Genomic DNA, 21,096 nt, shown 5'->3' on the forward strand with positions numbered 1-21,096 from the left:
TTCCGTCGGGTTTCCGTCGATAAGAAAAATTATTCCGCGTTTTCCGCGACCGGACGGCAGCACGTGGCGTGCGCCTCCCGCACCACTGCGGTCGATTCGCGGCGCACGAGGCGCGGCGGCACCACACGGCGGCGCGTCGTGCCCGCGAGCTTGCCGATGATGCGCTCGATCAGCGTTTGCGCCGCCATCTCGCCGAGCGAGCGCACCGAATGGCCGACCGTCGACAGCGCGGGATACGTGTAGCGCGAAAGTTCGACATCGTCGAAACCGATGATCGAGCAATCGTCCGGCACGCGGATCTTGCGTTCCGCCGCCGCCCGCAGCGCGCCGATGCCCATCATGTCATTGCACGCAAAGATCGCCGTGGGCTTCATCGAGTCGAACAATTGCGAGGCCGCCGCGTAGCCGCCGGTCGCCGAGAAGTCGCTCTGGACGATCGCGTCGCGGCCAATCTCGACGCCGCGCTCCGCCATCGCGCGGATGAAGCCGTGCAGGCGCATCGCGCTCACCGCCGTTCCCGCCGGCCCGGTGATGCAGCCGATGTCCGAATGCCCGAGTTGCAGCAGATGCCGCGTGGCGAGATACGCGCCCTTTTCGTGGTCGATCTGCACGAGATCCGCCGAAATGCCCTCGATGTTGCGATCGACGATCACGAGCGGCTCGCGCGCGCTCGCGAGACACTGCGCGAGCACGGCATCTTCGCCCGCCGATGCGATCACCAGCCCGTCGATGCGCTTTTCCTGAAGCACGCGCAGATAATTGCGCTGCTTGGCGGGATCGTCGTCGGAATTGCAGAAGAACACGCAGTAGCCGTTCTTCGCGCAGCCGTCCTCGACACCGCGCGCCAGCTCCGCGAAGTACGGATTCGTCGCGTTCGGCACGAGCAGGCCGATGGTCGCCGTCGAGCGCGCCTTCAGCGAGCGCGCCACCGCGGACGGCACGTAGTCCAGCTCGCGGATCGCCCGCTCGACCTTCGCCCGCACGTCCGCGGACACCGGCCTCGAATTGTTCACTACGTGAGACACCGTCGTAAAAGACACCCCGGCAATCGCCGCCACGTCTTTGATCGTCGCCATACATCGTCCTTCGCTTTTCTGGTCCAACTGCTCTTGTCGATCGGATGCGTTCCGCGCGCACGGCCCTCCCGCGCGCCCTTGCCGCTCCCCGTTGCTTCCTTGCCGCAAAACGGATCGCCCGATCTCTCTTTTTGCCTGCTTCGCCGCCCGCTTTCCCGAGCCGAACGACGTCCTGCCTTTCATGCCGATGCTGCCGGCCCTGCCTTCATGCGCGCTTGCGCCTGCTGCGATACGTGTCCAGCACCACCGCGACCACGATAACCGCGCCCGTGATGATTCGCTTGGTCGGCTCGTTCGCGCCGATCTGCGCGAGTCCCGCCGCCAGCACGGAGATGATGAGAACGCCAAAAAAGGTGCTGATGACCGAGCCGCGCCCGCCCATCAGGCTCGTCCCGCCGATCACCACGGCCGCGATCACCTGCAGCTCCAGCCCCGCGCCCGCGTTGGGATCGGCGGCTTCGAGGCGTGAAATCTGAAACAGCGCGGCAAGCCCCGACAGCGCGCCCATCAACGCGAACACGATCACCTTGTACGGACGCGGATCGACGCCCGCGAGCCGCACCGCTTCCTCGTTCGTGCCGATGCCTACGAGATATCGGCCAAAAATCGTCCGGGTCAAGACCCAATGTGCAACGATCATCACCGCGACCGCGATCAGAAACGCCGGCGAAATGCCGAACGCGATCGGATTCGAGAGGAAATCGAAGGCATCGCCGATATAAGCGGTGCGCGAGTTCATCATCTGATACGCAAGCCCGCGCGCCGCTTCCAGCACGCCAAGCGACACGATGAACGACGGAATGCGCCACGCGACCGTCACGAGCCCCGTCACGGTGCCCGTCAGCGCGGCGGCGGCGAGACCGATCAGCGCAGCCGGCAGCGCGGGCCAGTGCCACTTGAGCGCCGCGACGCTCACCACCGATGCGCCCAGCGCCAGCACCGATCCCACCGACAGGTCGATGCCCGTGATGATCAGCACGAACGTCATGCCCACCGACATCACGACGAGATCCGGAATCTGGTTCGCGATCGTGCTGAACGTGTCGTACGTCAGAAAGTGCGAGCTGAGCACCGAAAACAGCGCGATCATCGCGGCGAGCGCGCCCGCGAGACCGAGATAATTCGAAAAGCCCAGGCGCGTGCCTGCGCCCTTGGCGGTCTTGGGTGCGTCGGCTGGGAGATTCGCTTCGGTCTGACCCGTCATTCAATGCTCCACGAGATCGTCTTGTTCGGGCGGCTTCGCGTCCGGCGCGAGCGGCTCGTGCAGAATTTCATCGCGCTTCGCATAGCCCGCGAACGCGGCGGCGAGCAGCGCGTCCTGCGTCCAGCTTTCGCGCTCGAAAATGCCGGTCATGCGCCCCGCCGACATGACGCCGATGCGGTCGCAGATCAGCATCAGCTCGCGCAGATCGCTCGACACGACCACGAGCGCGCGGCCTTCGCGGGCGAGCGCGCCCATGAGTCCGTAGATGTCGAATTTCGCGCCGACATCGATGCCGCGCGTCGGTTCGTCGAAAAGCAGCACGCGGCACGCTTGGCGCCCTTCGCGCGCGAGCCAGCGGCCGATCACCACTTTCTGCTGATTGCCGCCCGACAGTTCCGACACCGCCTGCGCCGGGCCGGACGTCCGCACGCGCATCGCGTCGATTTGTCCCTGCGCGACCGATGCCTCGCGGCGCGTGTCGATCACGCCGTGCCGCGCCACCGCGCCGACGTTGCCGAGTGAAACGTTCGCCGCGATCGGCAGGCCGAGCAGCAGGCCTTCGCCCTTGCGGTCCTCCGTGATCAGCGCGATGCCGTGCTTCACCGCATCCGACGGCGAACTCACGCTGACCGGCTGCAACGTTTGCCCGTCGCGTGCAATCGACACCGTGCCAGCATCCGCGCGATCCGCGCCGTAAATCAGGCGCATCAGTTCGGTGCGGCCCGCGCCGATCAGCCCGCTCACGCCGAAAATTTCGCCTGCGCGCACGTCGAAGGAAACGTCGCGCACCGCCTGACCGCGCGTCAGGCCTTCCACTTTCAGCGCGACGCCGCCCAGCCGCTTTTCTCCCAGATCGATGCGCTCGCCCAGCTCGCGGCCCACCATCAGCGTGACGAGTTGCTCGCTCGAGAGCGTGTCCATCGGGCCGATATGCACGAGGCGTCCGTCGCGCAGCACGGCCACGCGCTCCGCGATGCGCCGCAATTCATCGAGCCGGTGCGAGATGTACACGAGCGCCACGCCGCGCGCTTTCAGCCGCGCGATCTGCTCGAACAGCAGATCGACTTCGCGGGCGGTGAGCATCGCGGTGGGCTCGTCGAGAATCAGCACGCGGCAATCGCCGATCAGATTGCGCGCGATTTCCACCATCTGCTGATGACCGATGCCGAGATCGCCGACGAGCGTGTCCGGATCGATCGCATCGAGCCCGACTTGCGCCATCGCGTGACGCGCGTCGTCGGCAAGACGCTTGCGGTCGATCCAGCCGAATTTCAGGCGGCCTTTCTGCGGCAGCCGGTTCAGAAACAGGTTTTCCGCGACGGAGAGCGTCGGCAGCAGGTTCAGCTCCTGCATGACCATCCGCACCCCGAGCGCTTCCGCGTCCGTGCGGCTCGCGGGTGCGTACGGGCGGCCGGCGAGCGTCATCGTGCCCGTGCTCGGGTCCGTGAGTCCGCCGATGATCTTCGAGAGCGTGCTCTTGCCCGCGCCGTTTTCGCCCGTCAACGCGAGGACCTCGCCGGGCGTGAGCCCGAGCGAAACGTCGGCCAGCACCGGCTCGACGTAGGTCTTGCCGATGCCCGCGACTGTCAGCACGCTGGCGTGGTCCGCATCGTTCATGTTGGCGTTCGGTCGGTCAAGGCTGGGTGAGCCTCCTCGCGTTGAATACGTTCCGGGCGGCGGCTGTCGTCCGCGCTCGTTCGTGTCTTAACGGCACGATGACCGCGAACTTGAGGACGGACGGTTCGGCGCCCCACGCTCGCGGTCGCGGCCGGTCCTTCGCCGCGCCTGCTTTACTTCGTGACGAGATCGACCGGCGTTTCGACCACCGTCGACAACTGCGACTGCTTCTGATGCCCGGCGATCGCCTTCAGCGCCACGTCGATGCCGAACACCGCCTGCTTCGCCGCGTACTGGTCGGCGGTGGCGAGCACGCGGCCGTCCTTCAACATCGGCTTGATCGCGTTGATGTTGTCGTAGCCGACCACCTGTACCTTGCCCGCCTTGCCTGCCGCGCGCACCGCCGACACCGCGCCGATCGCCATGTTGTCGTTGCCGCACAAGAGCGCCTTCACGTTCGGATTCGCGTTCAGAATCTGCGACGCCACCGCGTTGCCCTTGTCGATTTCCCAGTCGCCGGATTGCAGCGCGACGACCTTCATGCCCGCCGCGTCCATCGCGTCCTTGAAGCCGGCGGTGCGCTGCTGCGCGTTGGTCGTCGTCGAGACGCCTTCGATGATGCCGACTTCATCGCCCTTCTTGAGCCGCTTGGCGAGATAGTCGCCGACCAGGCGCGCGCCCTTGCGGTTATCCGGGCCGACGAACGGCACGTTGAGGTCCTTCGACTTGAGCACGTCCTGGTCGAGCCGGTTGTCGATATTGACAACGATGATGCCCGCGTCCGCCGCCTTCTTGATGACCGGCACGAGCGCCTTGGAATCCGCCGGCGCGATGACGAGCGCATCGACCTTCGAGACGATCATCTGCTCGACGATGCGGATCTGCGCGGCGGTATCGGTTTCGTCCTTGATGCCGTTGGTGATGAGGTCGAACTTCGAGGAGTTTTTCTGCTGATAGTCTTTCGCGCCGGTTTCCATGGTCAGGAAGAACTCGTTGGCGAGCGACTTCATGACGAGCGCGACCTTCGGCTTGCCGCCGGCTTGCGCGAACGCGGGCGACGAGGCGAACGGGAACGCGGCGCACACCGCCAGCGCGACGGCAGCCGAGAGGACGCGGCGGCGAACGGTTGATTCCATGAGATCTCCTCCAGTGCTTTCGTTTGTGTTGTAAAACGGGCGGAGGGCGCGGGCGGGCGCGGTCATGACGCGTCGTCGTCGTCCTCGTGGCTGCGGGGTGCAACGTTTGCCCGCCGTCGATTCTCGTAGCTGCCACGCGCGCGGTCAAATGGGACTAACGTGTAGTGAATGCTGCAGAACGCGCTCAAAGATTCTCGACCGATTCGCCTTCGATCTCGTTGTCGATGATCTTTCTTCCATATTCGATGCCCGCGCGCGTCGCATCGATCGGGCTTTCGAACGGCTCCTGATCGGGCACGCCGAACATCGCCTCGCGGCCGCTCTCGCCCGCCGCGCTGCGCGAAATGGTGACGAAGATATCGAAGTGGCGCGGGCCGTCGTCGGGTTCGTCGCGCTCTTTCGCGCGGCGCATGGCCTGCACGCGGATTTCGAAGCCCTTGTAGTGATCGGCAAGCGGTGTGGACATGAGGTTCCTCGTTGAAAAGACGGCGCACGATGCGCCCGGAATCGATGTGTCGAGCTTAAAAACCCCTGCTCGCTTATTCCCGCGAAAGCACGATGCAAGCACGGCGTTGCGTCGGCGAGCAATGTGACCTTATCGCACACTTCGTGCTGACCCGGTTTGCCATAATGCGCGGGCGAGTCATCGATACTCGCTCTCCACACAAAACGTCACTTACTCAGGGAGCGTCCCATGAACATGCGAGCTACTGTCCTCGTCGCCGTGCTGAGTTTCACCTTCGGCGCGAATGCGGCTTTCGCGGCCAACACCCAGCAGTCGAAGATGACCGAATGCAACAAGCAGGCAGCCGATAAAAAAGGCGACGACCGCAAGGCCTTCATGAAGAGCTGCTTGTCGGCATCGTCGGCTGCGTCGGCGCCGGCAGCGGCTTCCACGCCGATGACCCAGCAGCAGCGCATGACCGCGTGCAACGCGCAGGCATCCGGCAAGAAGGGCGACGACCGCAAGGCGTTCATGAAGAGCTGCCTCTCGACGTCCGCCGCTCCGGCTGCCGCCGCTTCCGCACCGATGACGCAGCAGGAGCGCATGACGGCGTGCAATACGCAAGCGACCGGCAAGACCGGCGACGACCGCAAGGCGTTCATGAAGAGCTGCTTGAGCAACAAGGGCTGACGTCGCATCGTTGTAAAAGCGCGCCGCGTGCCCGCGCGGCGCGTTCTGCATCGCCCCTTTCCCGCCGATATTGCACTGCACCCAAGCAATTGATTCGCGCCGCTGCCTTTTTCTCCTAAGATGGCGCGAAGGCGGCCTTCCGACAATACAAGAAACACGCCATCGGCCGCCGCTCATGTAGCGGGGCGTCATGCTTCGCAAGGAGGCATCGGATGGCATGGAGACACAAGAACCGCTGGTTCCGCCGGTGGCTCGTCACGATCACGTTCTGGGCCGTGCCCGTGATGATCGTCGCCGTGAACGAGGCGCGCGAGGAAATGGCCTACAACACGGTCGATCTCCAGAAGTCGCTCTCCACCTGGGAGCTGACCGACGCGCAGCGCGCGGGCGGCGCGGCCGAACGCTGTCACGGCGTCCCCGACGAGGCGCGCGCGGCCGGGTGTCCCACGGAAATCCTTCTCGCCAACGCCGCGAAACATCAGGAAGCGCTCGACGAATACGCGCATCGCAAGGCGACGCTCGCAGATTATCTCTGGCATGCGTTCGTCGGCTACTGGATCGCGCCGGCGGCTTTTCTGCTCGTCGTCGGCATGACGATTGGCGGCATCAGGCGTGCGCTAAGACGGCCGCAGCCAGCCGCGCACAAGAGCGAACGCACTCATCCGACGGAAGTAAAAACGACGAGCCACCCGTGAGCGAACCCCGGGTACGGTCGTTGCTACTGCGTTTCGCGGCAGTACCGCAACATGCGCCACGGGTGCGGCGCAATTACTGCACGGCGTCACGCGACACGCGGGTTGAAATGGCCAGGCGGCTCTCGAGCTTTCAAACAGCGTTCGGAAAACTTGACGTTTCAGCGCTGTCGGCATGCAATGAATGGATGCTTCGATGTCCTGGCTTGCGTGTTGTTTTGCCGAATGGCCGAGTCTCGCGTTTCGTTGTCGCTGTGCTATAACTTGGCGTGCCTCACCCTCCCGCTCTATGGGGTTTCCCAATTCCACGATGGAGAACAATGATGCAAAGACGAAACTTCATGCTCAAGTCGACGGCTGTGTTGGCGCTGGGAGGCCTCGCGCTTGCCGGTTGCACGACCAACTCGAACACGGGCGCTGAAAAAGCCGCCGGCACCGCCGACGACCGCCGGTCCATCGACGCCGACGTCGACGGCACCATCCAGCGGCTCTACGCCACCGTTCCTGGCTCCCGCGAACTGGTCGCGAAGTCGCGCGGCATTCTCGTCTTCCCGTCTGTGATTCAGGCAGGCTTCATTGTCGGCGCCCAATACGGCAAGGGTTCGCTGCGCGTGGGCGGCAGCACGGTCGGCTACTACAGCACGACGTCCGGCTCGTTCGGCCTGCAGGCCGGCGCGCAATCGAAGGCGATCATCTTCCTGTTCATGACACAGGACGCGCTCGACAAATTCCGCAATTCCGACGGCTGGTCCGCCGGCGCGGATGCGTCCGTCGCACTCGTGAAGATGGGCGCGAACGGCGCGGTCGATACGACCACCGCCACCGCGCCGGTCGAAGCGTTCGTGCTGACCAACGCAGGGCTGATGGCCGACGTGTCGCTCCAGGGCACGAAGGTATCGCGCCTCAAGATGTAACACGCGTTCGATCTGTTTCGAGCGGGAAACAGGCCGCCGTGCGACGCGACTCGAGGATCGCGCCACACGGCGGTTTTTTATTGCTCAGGCGACCGCGCGACGGCTTAGGTCGCGGCGCTGTCGATCAGCTTGAAACGCGAGCGCTTTTGCGCACGCACGACGGCGCGATACGCTTCGAGATATTGACGCGCCATGCGATGCGACGTGAAGCGATCTTCGAAGCGCCGCCGCACGCCTTCGCGCGACAGCGTGTGCAGGCGATTCACCGCCGCGACCGCGCCAATCTCGTCCTCGACGATGAAGCCCGACACGCCCTCGTCCACCACTTCCGGCACCGCGCCGCGATTAAACGCGATGACGGGCGTGCCGCAGGCCATCGCCTCGATCATCGCGAGGCCGAAGGGCTCCGGCCAGTCGATCGGGAATAGCAAGGCCCGCGCGCCGGACAGGAAATCGGCCTTCTGACTGTCGTTGATCTCGCCGATGAATTCGACATACGGCAGTTCGAGCAGCGGCGCGATCTCGCGCTCGAAATATTCATGATCGGCGGCATCGACCTTGGCGGCGATCTTGATCGGCAGGCCGCAACGCCCGGCAATGCGAATGGCCGTATCGACGCGCTTTTCCGGCGAAATGCGCCCCAGAAACGCGAGATATTTGTGCTCGACGGGCTGCGGCATGTACAGCTTTTCCGGCAAGCCGTGATAGACCGTCGATACCCACTTCGCCTGCGGCAACGGATGCCGCTGCGAATCCGAAATGGATACGACCGGCGCCGTGTTGAACGTATCGAACACCGGCTGCTGCTCGGGCAAGTCGAGCCGGCCGTGCAGCGTCGTGACGAACGGCGTGTCCTGCCGGTTGAACAGCGAGAACGAATAGTAGTCCATGTGGAAATGCAGGACGTCGAACTCTTCGGCGCGGCGTCGCACGAGTTCCATCAGCAGCATGTGCGGCGCGATGCGGTCGCGGATCGCGGGATCGAGCCGCAGCGCGCGCGGCCAGACGGCTTCGAGCCTGGCCGTGGTTTGCGAATCGCCGGTTGCGAAGAGCGTGACTTCGTGTCCGAGCTCGACGAGCGCCTCGGTCAGATACGACACGACGCGCTCGGTGCCGCCGTACAGTTTCGGCGGCACGGATTCCGTGAGCGGGGCAATCTGGGCAATTCTCATCGTTCGTCTCCATGCGTATTCAACGTGTGCGACGTGGGCGACGTGTGCGCGCGTCGAGTATGACAGCACGCTGTAAGCGGGCTAACGAGGTTTTGCCCTAGTGCCTCGCCCGGCGCGGAATTCACGCGATGAGCCATTATCGGCGGCGATCGATGCCGAATCGCCGCTTCCTTGCACTTTCACGGCTCTGTTACACGCAGGAAACAGTCGTTTCGCGCGGCGGTTACTTGCGCCGCACGTTGCGAAGGTCCGCGAGAAAGTTGTCGCGCCATACGCCGAGATCGTACTTGCGCAGCGCGGCCATGTTCGCTTCGTAGCGCTGACGCCGCTCGGCGACGGGCATCGCGAGCGAGCGCGCCAGGGCGTCGCTCATGCCGACGACATCGTGTGGATTCACCATCACCGCGCCCGACAACTCACCCGCCGCGCCCGCGAATTGCGAGAGGACGAGCACGCCGGGATCTTCCGGATTCTGCGCGGCGACGTATTCCTTCGCGACGAGGTTCATGCCGTCGCGCAACGGCGTCACGAGCCCGATCTGCGATTCGCGGAACAGCGACATCAGCTTCCAGCGGTCGTATCGCTGGTTCAGATAGCGGATCGGCGTGTAGTCGAGGCCGGAGAAGCGCCCGTTGATGCGCCCCGCTTCGTATTCCAGGTTCTGGCGGATCTGCTGATATGTCTCGACGTCCGAGCGCGTCGGCGGCGCGATCTGGACGAGCGTGACATTGCCGCGCCATTCCGGCGACTTCTCGAGAAAGTGCTCGAATGCGCGAAAACGCTCGACGAGTCCCTTCGAATAATCGAGCCGGTCCACGCTCATGATGAGCTTGCGGCCTTCGAGGCTTTGCTTCAGGTCCATCACGTCCTGGCGCGCCTCGCCGCGCTCGGCCTGTTCCGCGATCTCGTCCGGAAACACGCCGATCCGATACACGCCCGTCTTCAGCTTGCGTCCGAACGCTTCGACCTGGCCGTCGTCGGTCGCGGTGCCGTGCGCGTGCCGCTTGATGTAGTCGTGGAACGCGATCTGATCGCCTTCGGTCTGGAAACCGACGACGTCGTAGCAACACAGCGACCGCACGAGTTCCTCATGCGGCGGAATGTTCAACAGGATCTGCGGCGACGGAAACGGAATGTGCAGAAAGAAGCCGATGCGGTTCGTGATGCCCGCGCTGCGCAATGCTTCCGCGAACGGGATGAGGTGATAGTCGTGGACCCAGATGACGTCGTCGGGTTCGAGCAGCTTGATGAGCTTGTGCGCGAGCCACGAATTCACGCGCCGGTAGCCCGCATACTCTTCGCGATCGTAGACGGCGAGATCGTTGCGATAGTGGAAGACGGGCCACAGCATCGCGTTGGAAAAGCCGCGGTAGTACTGGTCGTAGTCCTTCTTCGGCAGGCCGACGGTAGCGAAGGTGACGGCGCCGTCCTGCTCGAGCGACGGCCCCTGATTCGCGACGCTCTCGGTCACCACGTCCCCGCTCCAGCCGAACCAGACGCCGCCGCTGTCCTTCAGCGCGCCGAACACGCCGACGGCAAGCCCGCCAGCGGAGCCTTTGGTTTCGGTCGGCGTGGCGACCCGGTTGGATACGACGACGAGACGGCTCATATGCATTCCTCTTGCGTTTTATTGTCTGATTCCGGATACCGTTGCAGTCCCGGTTCTCGATTTTCGACTAGGAAATGCGGTTCGGGTTTCAATGCGATGAGCAACGCGCGCGAGGAATCGCGACGAATTGCGAGGAATCGCGGGGAGACGCCCGCAAGAGCGGGCACGCTGTGGAAGAAAGTAAAGAACGGCGCGGCGATCCTGAACGCCGCCAAGCCGCCCGCTATTTGAACCTCAACGCTCCGCCTTGCACGGAAACGCCTTGCCGAGCCCGAGCGATACCATCGTGGTCGCGTTGAAGCTCGCCTTGTCCGGGTTATCGGCGATGTACTTGCGCACTGCATCGGTCAATTGCTGCGGCTTCACGTCCGCCGGCAGGCAGAAGTACTGGCCGACCTGCGGGCCGGTGGTGCCGCCGATCGCTTCGATCGTGTTGTAGACGCCGTCCGCCGCGCCTTCGATATAAGCGGCGCAGGCCGTGCGCGAGTTGGGATCGGTTTTGGTACAGAGCGTGTTGAGATCGTTGCCGGTGAATGCAAACGCGCAAACCGGCGTTGCAAGTACACAGGCGATGACGAATTCCCGCAGCATGATCTTCCTTTTGTGTAAAGCGGCGGCTTGATGGACGAAGGCGGTCAGGCCTGACCGCCTTCGCCCGGATTAATGTCGGCGTGACGTTGCGGTGTGTCGATCCGCGTTATTTTGACCCATTTGCGCCGCTTTGCGGAGCGCCGCCTTGCATCGCGTCGAGGCGCGCCTGAAGCCCTTCCGCGACGTCGCGCTCGTTGTACTTGCGCGCGAAATCCACCGCCGTCATGCCGAGCTGATTCTTCACGCGCAGGTCCGCGCCTTCGTCGAGCAGCAGCTTGCAGGTCGACAGATGCCCGCCGCGCGCAGCCATCATCAGCGGCGTCGTGCCGTTCGGCGATCCGGCGTCGATATACGCCGAATGATCGAGCAGAATCTTGACGATGTCGTCATGGCCGTTGGTCGCCGCGTAATGCAGCGGCGTCCAGCCCTTCTTGTTCACTTCCGCCTCTTTCGCGATCAGCAGATTCACGAACGTGGCGTCGCCGTTGAGCGCGGCGAGCATCATCGCGTTTTCGCCGGCGGGGTCGACTTTTTCAAGGTCGATATTCGGGTTATCGGCAAGTAACTGGCCGACTTTATCCGACTTTTCGCGAGCCGCGATCACGAGGATCGGCGCGCCGGTGTTGTCGACGGTATTCGGGTCCGCGCCCTGCGCCAGCTGCTTCTTGACGGAGGATACGTCGTCGAACTTCACGGCCTTGATGAGCGAATCCACGGAAGCCGCCCACACCGGCTGCGCGAACGCGCACGCCGCGACGAGCGCGCCCGCGAAAAGCCCGCGCATGGCCGCGCGTTTGCGGCTGCCGGACGCGCGTGCGCCGTTGTGTTCGCTTGCCGTGGACTGAGTGAAAACGGTGGTGGATGTGTTCATGATGGACCTTCGAATTGCCTTTGAAACAGGGGTTCGCCGGGCGGCTTTCGTGCGCTCGTTGAAACGAAGCTCAGGCCGAAGCCGCAGGCCGCGCGATCTTGAAAAGCCGGAAGAAGTTGTCGGTGGTGGCTCGTGCGACCGCTTCGTCCGTCTGCTCGCGCAACTGCGCGATGAAACGTCCGACATAACTCACGTAAGCAGGTTCATTCGGCTTGCCGCGATACGGCACCGGCGCGAGATAAGGCGAGTCGGTTTCGATCAAGAGCCGGTCGAGCGGCACGCGCCGCGCGACGTCCTGCACGTCCGTCGCCTTCTTGAACGTGACGATGCCCGACAGCGAGATATGAAAGTTCTGCGCGAGCGCGGCTTCGGCCACGTCCCACGGCTCGGTGAAGCAATGCATGACGCCGCCCGGCACGCTCGCGCGTTCCTCTTCCATGATGCGCAGCGTATCTTCCGACGACGACCGCGTATGGATGATGAGCGGCTTGCCCGTCGCGTGCGCGGCGCGGATGTGCGTGCGGAATCGCTCGCGCTGCCATTCCATCTCCGCGATGCTGCGCCCGTCCAGCCGATAGTAATCGAGCCCGGTTTCGCCGATGGCGCACACTTTGGGATGCGCGGCCAGTTCGACCAGTTCCGCGACGCTCGGCTCTCTCGCGTCCTCGTGATCGGGATGCACGCCGACCGACGCGTACACGTTCTCGCATTGTTCGGCGATGGCGAGCACCGAGGGCAGCGTTTCGAGATCGACGGATACGCACAGCGCATGCGTCACGTCATGCGCGCGCATCTTGTCGAGCACGTCGGGCAGACGGTCGGCCAGGCCTTCGAAATTGATGTGACAGTGGGAATCGACGAACATCGGTGCTCCTTTCCTGCGAGTGCGTGTCAGGCTGCGGCGGCCATGCCGGGCTTCGCCGCGCCGTCGAGCCGCAAGCCGAGAATGACGAGATCGCGCTCGACGCCGTCCAGCATCGCGACGCGCGGCAGCGTGCCCCACGCCGTGAAGCCGAAGCTCGCGAAGAGCCGCATGCTCGGCTCGTTGTGGCCGAAGACGAAGCCGAGCACGGTATCCACGTTCAGCGACGGCGCCTTGTCGAGCGCCTCCTGCAGCAGTTTCTTGCCGAGGCCCTTGCCGCGCGCACGCTCGTCCAGATAGATGCTGACTTCGACGGTGCGCGCATACGCGGGCCGGCCGTAGAAATCTGAAAAACTCAGCCACGCGATCACTTCGCCGCCTTCTTCGACCACCCACAGCGGCCGCGCGTGCGGACCGTGCGAGTGAAACCACGCGAGACGGCTTTCGATGCTGACCGGATCCAGATCGGCCGTCACCTGGCGCGAGGCGACCGTCGAATTGTAGATGGCGACGATGGCGGGCAAGTCGTCGAGCGTGGCGTCGCGGTACGTGAGGCTCATGGGCGTGCGGGTCGGTGAAGGCAAGGTCAGGCGGCGAAAATGCCGCGATAAGCGAGGAACAGCTCCTCGAACACGAGCCGCGCGTTCAGCGGATGGTTCTCCACCGCGCGCTGGCGCGTGACCGTCTTGATGTAACGGGCGAGCGCGGCCGGATCGGCGGTTTGCGCGCAGCGCGCGAGCGCCTTGCCCGCGCCGGGGAAATAACGCGGCCGCCCGGCGGTGCGCTCTGCGAGCAGGTCGTACAGCCAGCGCTGCAGCCAGCCGAGCACGAGCGGCACCGGCAGTTTCTGCAGATTTTCGCCGCACGCGAAGGCATCGCAATTGGGGCCGGCGGCCAGTTGCGCGAGCGTGAAGTCGCGAAGCGGGCGATTTTCGTCCTTCGCCAGCGCAAGCGCGGCAAGCGGTGCGCCGCCCGCTTCGGCGAGCAGACCGGCGGCATCGTCGATGCCCTGCGCGGCGAGCCAGGCGCGCGCGTCGCCGGCGTTGGGGACGCTCATCGGCCATTGACGGCAGCGGCTGATGATCGTCGGCAGCAGTCGGTCGATGCGCGCCGACACCAGCAGGAACACGACGCCCGACGGCGGTTCTTCGAGCGTCTTGAGCAGCGCGTTCGCCGCCGCGACGTTGAGCGCCTCGGCGGGATAAAGCAGCACCACGCGCAAGCCGCCGCGATGCGAGCCGACGCCGCAGAAGTCGAGCAGCGCACGCACCTGCTCGATCTTGATTTCCTTGCTCGGCGCGCGCGATTTCTTGCTGTCGCCGTCGTCGGCTTTATCGGCGGAGGCGTCGTCGGCGGCGAGGCCCGCGAGCGCTTCGGGCAGCACGGCGCGGTAATCCGGGTGATTGCCCTGCGAGAACCACAGGCACGCGGGGCACGTTCCGCACGGCTCGCCGTTCGCGGCCGGCGTCTCGCACAAGAGGCCCTGCGCGAGATGCTGCGCGAAATGCAGCTTGCCGATGCCCGCTTCTCCGTGCAGCAAGAGCGCATGCGGCCAGTGCGCGCGCAGTTGCTGAAGGCGTTGCCAGTCGTCGGTTTGCCAGGGGTAGATCATCGTTGAATCGGAATAAGGAATCAGAGCGCCGCGACGACGTCTTCGAGCCGCTTGCGGATGGTGTCGATGGGCTGTGTCGAATCGACGATCACGAAGCGCTCCGGCGATTCCGCCGCGCGCCGCAGATATTCGGCGCGCGTGCGCTCGAAAAACGCCTCGGATTCGCTCTCGAACTTGTCCGGTGCGCGCGCAGCCGAGCGGCGTTCGCTCGCGGTCTCAGTCGGAACGTCGAAAAGCACGGTCAGATCCGGATGGAAACCGCCCTGCACCCAGCGCTCGAGCGCTTCGAGCTTGTCTCGCGGCAGGCCGCGCCCGCCGCCCTGATACGCGAAGGTGGCATCGGAAAATCGGTCGGACAGCACCCAGTCGCCGCGTGCCAGCGCCGGTTCGATCACTTGCGCGAGGTGCTCGCGGCGCGACGCGAACATCAGAAGCGCCTCGGTTTCGAGGTCCATCGGCTGATTCAGCAAAATGCCGCGCAGCGTTTCGCCGAGCGCGGTGCCGCCGGGTTCGCGCGTCATCACGACATGACGGCCGCTCGCGGCGATCTTGTCGTAGAGCTGCTGGCGAAACCAGTCGAGATGCGTGGTCTTGCCCGCGCCGTCGATGCCTTCGAATGTGATGAACTTGCCCCGCGCCATCATTGACCCCGGATGTACTTGTCGACGGCCTTGTTGTGGTCGCCCAGATTGTCGGAAAAGAAGCTGCTGCCGTCGCCGCGCGAGACGAAATACAGCGCGTTGCTCGCGGCGGGGTTCAGCGTGGCGGTCAGCGCGGCCACGCCCGGCAGCGCAATCGGCGTCGGCGGCAGGCCCATGCGCGTGTAGGTATTGTACGGAGTGTCCGTCTGCAGGTCTTTTTTCTTCAGATGACCGCCGTAGGCCGGGCCGAGCCCGTAGATCACGGTCGGGTCCGTCTGCAGCGGCATGCCGATGCGCAGCCGGTTCGCGAATACCGCCGCGACGAGCGGCCGGTCCGCCGCGCGACCCGTCTCCTTCTCGACGATCGACGCCATGATCAGCGCGTCATACGGCGTCTTGTACGGCAGATTCGGCGCGCGCGTGCTCCACGCTTCTTCGAGACGGCGCTGCATCGTGCGATATGCGCGCTTGTAGACGGCGAGATCGCTCGTGCCCTTGTCGAAGAGATAGGTGTCGGGGAAAAACAGCCCTTCGGCGGAAGTCTTGTCGGTTTCGGCCGCGCCGATCGCCTTCAGGATGTCGATGTCGCTCATGCCGGCGGTGTCGTGCGCGAGCGCCGGATTGCCGTCCAGCTCGCTGCGCATTTTCTGCAGCGTCCAGCCTTCGATGACGGTCGCCACGTACTCGTTGACATCGCCACGGGCGATTTTCTGCAGCACTTCGTAAGGCGTCACGCCGCTCTTGAACGCGTAGTTGCCGGATTTGAGCTGCGCGGACAGGCCGAGCGCGCGCGTCATCAGCACGAAAAGCTCGGGTTCCACGGGCACGCCGCCACGGTTCAGTTGCGCGCTCACGCTGCGCAGGCTGCTGTGCGGCTTGATCGTGACGTCGAGTTCGGCGGGCGTAAGCGTCATCGGCCGGTTGGCCCAGAAATAGACGCCGCCTGCGAGGGCCGCTGCGAGCATCGCGACGAACACCGCCGCCACGATGCATTTCTTCAAAAAAGTCATGCGAAACACGCTTGGAGTAAGACCAATATAATAACTTGCCCGCCTGCGCGGAGGCCGGATCGACCGGCCGCACCGCCGGCATCGACTCTTCCCGACACATGAATCTTCAGACCCCTTCCCTCGCCGCCGCCGATTTCGAAGCCGTCCGGACCGCGGGCGTCTACATTCCGCTCACGCAATTCGGCGTGATCGACGTCAGAGGCGAAGACGCCGCCACGTTCCTGCACAGCCAGTTGACGAACGACGTGCAGCACCTCGACGCATCGACCGCGCGGCTCGCGGGCTACTGCTCGGCCAAGGGCCGGCTGCTCGGCTCGTTCCTGATGTGGCGCACGTCCGACGCGTTCCGCATGCTGATTTCGAGCGATATCCAGCCGCCCGTGCAGAAGCGTCTGTCCATGTTCGTGCTGCGCGCGAAGGCGAAACTCTCCGACGCGACCGCCGAAGTCGCCGCCGTCGGCTTCGCGGGCGATGTACGCGCCGCATTGTCCGGCATCTTCGACGCGCTGCCCGATGGCGTCCACGTGAAGGTCGAAGGTCCGCATGGCGCGCTTATCCGCGTGCCGGACGCGGCGAATCGACCGCGTTTTCTGTGGGTCGGCCCGAAAGCGGATGTCGAAGCGCGGCTCGCGAGCCTCGGCAACACGCTGCATCGCGCGCCCGCGCAGTTGTGGGACTGGCTCGATATCCACGCGGGCGAGCCGCGCATCACGCAGGCGACGGTCGAGCAGTTCGTCCCGCAGATGGTCAATTTCGACGTGCTCGGCGGCGTTAATTTCAAGAAAGGCTGCTATCCGGGTCAGGAAGTGGTCGCGCGCAGCCAGTATCGCGGCACGATCAAGCGGCGCACGGCGCTCGCGCGCGCCGAAGCCGCGACGGCCGGCGCGGAGCTGTTCCATTCCGCCGATCCGGGGCAGCCGTGCGGACTCGTCGTGAACGCGGCGCCGTCGGAACGAGGCGGCGTGGATTGTCTCGTCGAGATCAAGCTCGCCGCGCTCGATGACGGCTCGGTGCACGTCGGTTCCGCCGATGGGCCCGCGCTCGAATTCCTGCCGCTGCCCTACGCTTTCCCGTCGGACGCTTGAGCGCATGTGCCTGATCGTCTTCGACTGGCAACCGGACGCCGCGCCGCACGGCGAACGCGCGTTGCTGACGCTCGCAGCGAACCGCGACGAATTCTTCCGCCGCGACGCCGAACCGATGCACTGGTGGACCGACGCCCCCGGCGTGCTCGCGGGCCGCGATCTGACGGGCGGCGGTACGTGGCTCGGCGTGAGCCGCGATGGCCGCTTCGCCGCGCTGACGAACTATCGCTCGCCCGCCGAGCTACGCGCCGATGCGCCCACGCGCGGCACGCTCGTGAGCGCGTTTCTGGCGGGCGAACGCATGGCGCCGCTCGACTATCTGACGCGCGTGGCGGAGCAAGGGCATCGCTATAATGGTTTCAATCTGCTTTGCGGCGATTTCACGCGGCGCGAACTCGGCTGGTACGGCAATCGCGCCGACACGCCGCCCGCGCTGCTCGAAGCGGGCGTGCACGGTCTTTCCAACAGCCTGCTGAACACGCCGTGGCCGAAGCTCGTCGCGCAACGCGAGGCGCTCGCCGATCTGATCCACGCCGACGAACAACCCGCGCTCGATGTGCTGATCGACACGCTGCGCGATCCGCGCATCGCCAACGACGACGTGCTGCCGTCGACGGGCATTTCGATCGAGCGTGAGCGCGTGCTGTCGGCGGCGTTCATAGAGACGCCCGAGTACGGCACGCGCAGCACGACGGCGTTGCGCGTCGCGCCGACTTCACGCGGGCTTGCGCTGGAAATCAAGGAACGCAGCGACGATGACGGCTCGCATCGCATCGTGCGGCCCGGACACTTCGAGCGGGCGTTCGATTTCGTGATCGAGCGATCAGCCTGAAACGCCGAACGCTTCCTTGAGCGCCCGCACCGCGTCCGCATGCGCGCGGGCCACTTCGGGCACGAAGCCGCCCATCTTGAAGAACTCGTGGATCATGCCTTCGTAGCGCGCGAGCGTCACGCGCACGCCGGCGGCTTCGAGCTTCGCGGCATAGGCCAGGTCTTCGTCGTAGAGCGGGTCGTGGTCCGCCGCCGCGATCCACGCCGGCGCGACGCCCGCGAAATCCGGCTGGCCGATGGCGCCATCGAGCGGTGCGAAGCGCCAGTCGTCGCGATCGCGTTCATCGCGCAGATATTGGGCGAAGAACCATTGGATCGTCTCGCCCGACAACAAGTAGCCCTCCGCGAGCCGCGCATGCGATGCGCTCTCCTGACGCGCGCTCGTGCCGGGATAAATTAGCAATTGCAGCCGTAAGTCGATGCCCGCATCGCGCGCGAGCACGGCGCAGACGGTCGCGAGCGTGCCGCCCGCGCTGTCGCCGCCGATCGCAAGCCGCGCCGGGTCGATGCCCAGAAGCGGCGCTTCGCGCGCGAGCCATTGGAGCGCGTCGAAGGCATCGTGGACGGCGACGGGAAACTTGTGCTCGGGCGCGAGCCGGTAATCGACCGATACGAGCGCGCAGCCCGCATCGTGCGCGAGCTTGCGGCACAGCGCGTCATGCGTCGCGATGCTGCCCACCGTGAAGCCGCCGCCGTGCAGATACAAGAGCGCCGCCGCCGGCTCCGCCCAGCTCGGCGCGGCCGGATGATAGACGCACACGCCGATCTCGCCGCCATCGCGCGTCGCGATGCGCATGGGCTCGACGCTGTGCATCGGCAGCGGCGCGATATCGAGAATCGGCGCGCTCATCGCATAGGCGGCGCGCGCCTGTTGCGGCGTCAGCGTGTGATACGGCGGACGATTGGCGCGCGCGACCATCTCGAGGATTTGCGCGATTTTCGGATTGAGCGGCATCGGTGAAAGAAGTCATGTAAGCGCACAAGGCGCACGATGATGCCACGTACACGCTAGTCCGGCCGTTTCGTCTCGCGCCTGAGCGACATCGGATCGGTCGGATTGCGCAATTGCGCGATGTCGTCGAGCCGCAGTTGGATCGACGGCATGATGTTCGGATGCGTGATGACGTAAAAGCGCCCTTCCCGCACGGCATCGAACGTGAGCAAGGCGACGTCGCGCGCCGAAAGCCGGCCGCCTTCCACCGCGCGCGTCAGTTGCCGCGCCGCCATTTTCTGCGATGCGGTCAGCGGCGCGTCGTTGGCGAGCGCGTCGGGGCGGTTGCGTTCGGCATCGGCGATGCCGGTCGGCACGAACGCCGGACACAGGAGCGAGACGCCGATCGGCGCGCCCGTGAGCCGCAGGTCGTGATAGAGCGTTTCCGTCAGCCCGACGACCGCGTGCTTCGATGCGTTGTAGACGCCCATCGCGGGCGCGGCGAGCAGGCCCGCCACCGACGCCGTGTTGACGATATGCGCGGGCTCGCCCTGCGCGAGCATGATCGGCGTGAAGGCGCGCAGGCCGTTGGCCACGCCCATCACGTTGACGCCGAACACCCATTGCCAGTCCTTCGCGCTGTTCTCCCACACGAAGCCGCCCGCGCCGACGCCCGCGTTGTTGAAGAGCAGATGCACGCCGCCATGGGCATCGAGCGCTGCGCGGGCGAGCGCATCGACCTGGCTCGCGTCCGATACGTCCGTCTGCACGCCGATCGCTTGCCCGCCCTGTGCGCGCACGGCGTCGACGGTGGCGGCGAGCGCGGCGGCGTCGATATCGGCGAGCACGAGCTTCATGCCGCGCGACGCGCCCTCGAACGCGAATTCACGGCCAAAGCCGCTGCCGGCGCCGGTGATGACGGCGACCTTGTTGTCGAAGCGATCCAACGGATTCTCCTGTCGGCGAGAGTGGGCGTACTGATGCAACCGCAGCGATGACTCTCCTGCGATGCATCGGCGGTCTAGCAGTGTACGCGACAGGGCGCGCGCGGGAGCGTCCGTTACGACGTGGCGCCGATAGCCGCGCGCAGCAGTTCGACGAGCTTTTCGTTTTCTTCGATGCGGGTCTGCTCGATCGCGATGTCGTCGGTGCTTCCGGCGTGTTCGGCCCAGCGCCGCCGTTGCTGCGCGAGGATGATGCGCTCGTGCACGGCGCGGATGGCGCTCCAGATGGCGTCCTCGGTGCGCTTCTCGTTGCCTTCTTCGAGCGACAGGCTCGTGAACGCGTGACCGGTATGGCAGCGAAAGCGCAGCGGACGCTCGTCCCGCATGCGCCAGAGCGCGCCGGAACAGTTGGGACAGGTGAGCGCGGAACGTTCGCCGATGCGGTCCAGTTCTTCGGGCGTGACCACGCCCCGGTTGCCGATCTGCGCTTCCTGGTCGAGGTCGGGGCGGATACTCACGGTAGCCTCCTCACTGCGTCTTGCGCCTTTCACGGCAGCGTCGATGGCGTGCGCGAGCCGGTCCGCGGACACGACGGCATCGGCGGACGTGGCGGCGAGCGCGCTGCGCGGCATCGATGGCGCTTCGCAATCGAGCGGGTCCTGCACGACGCAGTAGCCGCCGCGTGCGCGGACGGCGGCGAGTCCGGCGGCGCCATCGTCGAGATCGCCGCTCAGCACGACGCCGACGACGCGCGGTCCGTACTCCATGGCAGCGGAGCGGAACAGCGGATCGGCGGCGGGCCGTGCGAAGTTTTCGGCGGCGGTGTCGAGTAGACATATTTCGCCGTGCAGCAGTACCATGTGCCGATCCGGCGGCGCGACATAGACTTCGTGGCGCGCGAGTGCCTCCCCTGATGCGGGATGCCGGGCCGGCAAGGCGCCCCATTGGGACAACATGTCGGGCAAGACGCTTTTGTGCCGGCCTACGTGCAGGACGATGAAGATGGCCGCGGGAAAGTCACGGGGAAGCGCCGATACCAGTCGTTTAAGCACTGGAATGGCGCCACGGGATGCCGCGATGACCACAATGTCTCGATGATCCATACGCCCTCCTTCTTGGCTCTGCAGCAATCGCCGCGCCGCGGCCGCGGATCCTGGAGAAGT

Annotated in this window: 21 protein-coding genes and 2 pseudogenes; 6 read left to right on the forward strand and 17 right to left on the reverse strand. The window is 65.3% G+C overall.

The genetic code is table 11. From position 1 onward, the window contains the following. Positions 1-29 precede the first annotated feature (29 nt). The 5 genes from AWB72_RS14780 to AWB72_RS14800 form a co-directional block, all read right to left on the reverse strand. The gene (locus tag AWB72_RS14780) at positions 30-1,076 is read right to left on the reverse strand and encodes a LacI family DNA-binding transcriptional regulator (protein WP_087128148.1); all 1,047 of its coding nucleotides are present in this window, start codon (positions 1,074-1,076) and stop codon (positions 30-32) included. A gap of 205 nt (positions 1,077-1,281) precedes the next feature. Continuing rightward, the gene (locus AWB72_RS14785; RefSeq protein ID WP_040048481.1) at positions 1,282-2,280 is read right to left on the reverse strand and encodes an ABC transporter permease; all 999 of its coding nucleotides are present in this window, start codon (positions 2,278-2,280) and stop codon (positions 1,282-1,284) included. Continuing rightward, positions 2,281-3,897 (reverse strand): sugar ABC transporter ATP-binding protein, encoded by a 1,617-nt coding sequence (locus AWB72_RS14790; RefSeq protein WP_040048482.1) that lies wholly within the window; start codon positions 3,895-3,897, stop codon positions 2,281-2,283. It lies immediately after the preceding gene. 173 nt (positions 3,898-4,070) lie between these two features. Then, the gene (locus AWB72_RS14795; RefSeq protein ID WP_040048483.1) at positions 4,071-5,033 is read right to left on the reverse strand and encodes a sugar ABC transporter substrate-binding protein; all 963 of its coding nucleotides are present in this window, start codon (positions 5,031-5,033) and stop codon (positions 4,071-4,073) included. A 184-nt stretch (positions 5,034-5,217) separates the two neighbouring features. Next, entirely contained in the window at positions 5,218-5,499 is a 282-nt protein-coding gene (locus AWB72_RS14800) for a hypothetical protein (RefSeq protein WP_040048484.1), read from the reverse strand. A 228-nt stretch (positions 5,500-5,727) separates the two neighbouring features. Between AWB72_RS14800 and AWB72_RS14805 the strand changes: the two are divergent. From AWB72_RS14805 to AWB72_RS14815, 4 genes and pseudogenes are all read left to right on the forward strand, one after another. Next, positions 5,728-6,027, forward strand: a pseudogene (locus tag AWB72_RS14805) (PsiF family protein); the annotation flags it as partial. A 48-nt stretch (positions 6,028-6,075) separates the two neighbouring features. Further along, positions 6,076-6,168 (forward strand): annotated as a pseudogene (locus AWB72_RS29875) (PsiF family protein); the annotation flags it as partial. Positions 6,169-6,380: 212 nt separating this feature from the next. Further along, the gene (locus AWB72_RS14810) at positions 6,381-6,863 is read left to right on the forward strand and encodes a hypothetical protein (protein ID WP_040048485.1); all 483 of its coding nucleotides are present in this window, start codon (positions 6,381-6,383) and stop codon (positions 6,861-6,863) included. A 320-nt stretch (positions 6,864-7,183) separates the two neighbouring features. Next, entirely contained in the window at positions 7,184-7,774 is a 591-nt protein-coding gene (locus AWB72_RS14815; protein ID WP_040048595.1) for a BPSL1445 family SYLF domain-containing lipoprotein, read from the forward strand. 104 nt (positions 7,775-7,878) lie between these two features. On the opposite strand, the gene AWB72_RS14820 is transcribed toward AWB72_RS14815, so the two are convergent. The 9 genes from AWB72_RS14820 to mltG form a co-directional block, all read right to left on the reverse strand. Continuing rightward, on the reverse strand, positions 7,879-8,946 hold the full coding sequence (locus AWB72_RS14820) for a glycosyltransferase family 4 protein (protein ID WP_040048486.1): 1,068 nt from the start codon (positions 8,944-8,946) through the stop codon (positions 7,879-7,881). A 223-nt stretch (positions 8,947-9,169) separates the two neighbouring features. After that, the gene (otsA, locus tag AWB72_RS14825; protein ID WP_040048596.1) at positions 9,170-10,555 is read right to left on the reverse strand and encodes an alpha,alpha-trehalose-phosphate synthase (UDP-forming); all 1,386 of its coding nucleotides are present in this window, start codon (positions 10,553-10,555) and stop codon (positions 9,170-9,172) included. A 234-nt stretch (positions 10,556-10,789) separates the two neighbouring features. Beyond that, on the reverse strand, positions 10,790-11,146 hold the full coding sequence (locus tag AWB72_RS14830) for a Rap1a/Tai family immunity protein (RefSeq protein WP_040048487.1): 357 nt from the start codon (positions 11,144-11,146) through the stop codon (positions 10,790-10,792). 106 nt (positions 11,147-11,252) lie between these two features. Then, positions 11,253-12,017, reverse strand: coding sequence for an ankyrin repeat domain-containing protein (locus tag AWB72_RS14835; RefSeq protein WP_040048488.1), 765 nt, complete (start codon positions 12,015-12,017; stop codon positions 11,253-11,255). Positions 12,018-12,087: 70 nt separating this feature from the next. Further along, complete coding sequence (locus AWB72_RS14840) at positions 12,088-12,882, reverse strand: TatD family hydrolase (protein WP_040048489.1); 795 nt, start codon at positions 12,880-12,882, stop codon at positions 12,088-12,090. A 26-nt stretch (positions 12,883-12,908) separates the two neighbouring features. After that, positions 12,909-13,439 (reverse strand): GNAT family N-acetyltransferase, encoded by a 531-nt coding sequence (locus tag AWB72_RS14845; protein WP_040048490.1) that lies wholly within the window; start codon positions 13,437-13,439, stop codon positions 12,909-12,911. A 26-nt stretch (positions 13,440-13,465) separates the two neighbouring features. Continuing rightward, positions 13,466-14,491, reverse strand: a complete 1,026-nt coding sequence (locus AWB72_RS14850) for a DNA polymerase III subunit delta' (protein ID WP_040048491.1) — start codon at positions 14,489-14,491, stop codon at positions 13,466-13,468. A 20-nt stretch (positions 14,492-14,511) separates the two neighbouring features. Continuing rightward, the gene (tmk, locus tag AWB72_RS14855; protein ID WP_040048492.1) at positions 14,512-15,132 is read right to left on the reverse strand and encodes a dTMP kinase; all 621 of its coding nucleotides are present in this window, start codon (positions 15,130-15,132) and stop codon (positions 14,512-14,514) included. Then, positions 15,132-16,142: an endolytic transglycosylase MltG gene (gene mltG / locus AWB72_RS14860; RefSeq protein WP_040048493.1), complete on the reverse strand. Its 1,011-nt coding sequence runs from the start codon at positions 16,140-16,142 to the stop codon at positions 15,132-15,134. The genes tmk and mltG overlap by 1 nt, the downstream gene beginning before the upstream one ends. A 98-nt stretch (positions 16,143-16,240) precedes the next feature. Between mltG and ygfZ the strand changes: the two genes are divergently transcribed. Then, positions 16,241-17,227 (forward strand): CAF17-like 4Fe-4S cluster assembly/insertion protein YgfZ, encoded by a 987-nt coding sequence (ygfZ, locus tag AWB72_RS14865; protein ID WP_040048494.1) that lies wholly within the window; start codon positions 16,241-16,243, stop codon positions 17,225-17,227. A gap of 4 nt (positions 17,228-17,231) precedes the next feature. Further along, positions 17,232-18,059, forward strand: coding sequence for an NRDE family protein (locus AWB72_RS14870; RefSeq protein WP_040048495.1), 828 nt, complete (start codon positions 17,232-17,234; stop codon positions 18,057-18,059). Here AWB72_RS14870 and AWB72_RS14875 read toward each other — a convergent pair. The 3 genes from AWB72_RS14875 to AWB72_RS14885 form a co-directional block, all read right to left on the reverse strand. Then, positions 18,051-19,013: an alpha/beta hydrolase gene (locus tag AWB72_RS14875; RefSeq protein WP_040048496.1), complete on the reverse strand. Its 963-nt coding sequence runs from the start codon at positions 19,011-19,013 to the stop codon at positions 18,051-18,053. The two genes, AWB72_RS14870 and AWB72_RS14875, sit on opposite strands and share 9 nt — an antisense overlap. A 53-nt stretch (positions 19,014-19,066) precedes the next feature. Beyond that, the gene (locus tag AWB72_RS14880; RefSeq protein ID WP_040048497.1) at positions 19,067-19,936 is read right to left on the reverse strand and encodes an SDR family oxidoreductase; all 870 of its coding nucleotides are present in this window, start codon (positions 19,934-19,936) and stop codon (positions 19,067-19,069) included. Positions 19,937-20,049: 113 nt separating this feature from the next. Beyond that, positions 20,050-21,036: a chemotaxis protein CheB gene (locus AWB72_RS14885; protein WP_040048498.1), complete on the reverse strand. Its 987-nt coding sequence runs from the start codon at positions 21,034-21,036 to the stop codon at positions 20,050-20,052. Between the last annotated feature and the right edge of the window lie 60 nt (positions 21,037-21,096).

Source organism: Caballeronia concitans (genome assembly GCF_001544615.1).
GTDB classification, from domain to species: Bacteria; Pseudomonadota; Gammaproteobacteria; order Burkholderiales; family Burkholderiaceae; genus Caballeronia; species Caballeronia concitans.

Excerpts from the sequence above, each read along its gene's own strand:
- AWB72_RS14835 (WP_040048488.1), bottom strand. The coding sequence starts at position 12,017 with ATGAACACATCCACCACCGTTTTCACTCAGTCCACGGCAAGCGAACAC.
- otsA (WP_040048596.1), bottom strand. The coding sequence starts at position 10,555 with ATGAGCCGTCTCGTCGTCGTATCCAACCGGGTCGCCACGCCGACCGAA.
- AWB72_RS14870 (WP_040048495.1), top strand. The coding sequence starts at position 17,232 with ATGTGCCTGATCGTCTTCGACTGGCAACCGGACGCCGCGCCGCACGGC.
- AWB72_RS14850 (WP_040048491.1), bottom strand. The coding sequence starts at position 14,491 with ATGATCTACCCCTGGCAAACCGACGACTGGCAACGCCTTCAGCAACTG.
- AWB72_RS14875 (WP_040048496.1), bottom strand. The coding sequence starts at position 19,013 with ATGCCGCTCAATCCGAAAATCGCGCAAATCCTCGAGATGGTCGCGCGC.
- AWB72_RS14780 (WP_087128148.1), bottom strand. The coding sequence starts at position 1,076 with ATGGCGACGATCAAAGACGTGGCGGCGATTGCCGGGGTGTCTTTTACG.
- AWB72_RS14815 (WP_040048595.1), top strand. The coding sequence starts at position 7,184 with ATGCAAAGACGAAACTTCATGCTCAAGTCGACGGCTGTGTTGGCGCTG.
- ygfZ (WP_040048494.1), top strand. The coding sequence starts at position 16,241 with ATGAATCTTCAGACCCCTTCCCTCGCCGCCGCCGATTTCGAAGCCGTC.
- AWB72_RS14885 (WP_040048498.1), bottom strand. The coding sequence starts at position 21,036 with ATGGATCATCGAGACATTGTGGTCATCGCGGCATCCCGTGGCGCCATT.
- mltG (WP_040048493.1), bottom strand. The coding sequence starts at position 16,142 with ATGACTTTTTTGAAGAAATGCATCGTGGCGGCGGTGTTCGTCGCGATG.
- AWB72_RS14810 (WP_040048485.1), top strand. The coding sequence starts at position 6,381 with ATGGCATGGAGACACAAGAACCGCTGGTTCCGCCGGTGGCTCGTCACG.
- AWB72_RS14785 (WP_040048481.1), bottom strand. The coding sequence starts at position 2,280 with ATGACGGGTCAGACCGAAGCGAATCTCCCAGCCGACGCACCCAAGACC.
- AWB72_RS14820 (WP_040048486.1), bottom strand. The coding sequence starts at position 8,946 with ATGAGAATTGCCCAGATTGCCCCGCTCACGGAATCCGTGCCGCCGAAA.
- AWB72_RS14800 (WP_040048484.1), bottom strand. The coding sequence starts at position 5,499 with ATGTCCACACCGCTTGCCGATCACTACAAGGGCTTCGAAATCCGCGTG.
- AWB72_RS14790 (WP_040048482.1), bottom strand. The coding sequence starts at position 3,897 with ATGAACGATGCGGACCACGCCAGCGTGCTGACAGTCGCGGGCATCGGC.
- AWB72_RS14795 (WP_040048483.1), bottom strand. The coding sequence starts at position 5,033 with ATGGAATCAACCGTTCGCCGCCGCGTCCTCTCGGCTGCCGTCGCGCTG.
- AWB72_RS14830 (WP_040048487.1), bottom strand. The coding sequence starts at position 11,146 with ATGCTGCGGGAATTCGTCATCGCCTGTGTACTTGCAACGCCGGTTTGC.
- tmk (WP_040048492.1), bottom strand. The coding sequence starts at position 15,132 with ATGGCGCGGGGCAAGTTCATCACATTCGAAGGCATCGACGGCGCGGGC.
- AWB72_RS14845 (WP_040048490.1), bottom strand. The coding sequence starts at position 13,439 with ATGAGCCTCACGTACCGCGACGCCACGCTCGACGACTTGCCCGCCATC.
- AWB72_RS14840 (WP_040048489.1), bottom strand. The coding sequence starts at position 12,882 with ATGTTCGTCGATTCCCACTGTCACATCAATTTCGAAGGCCTGGCCGAC.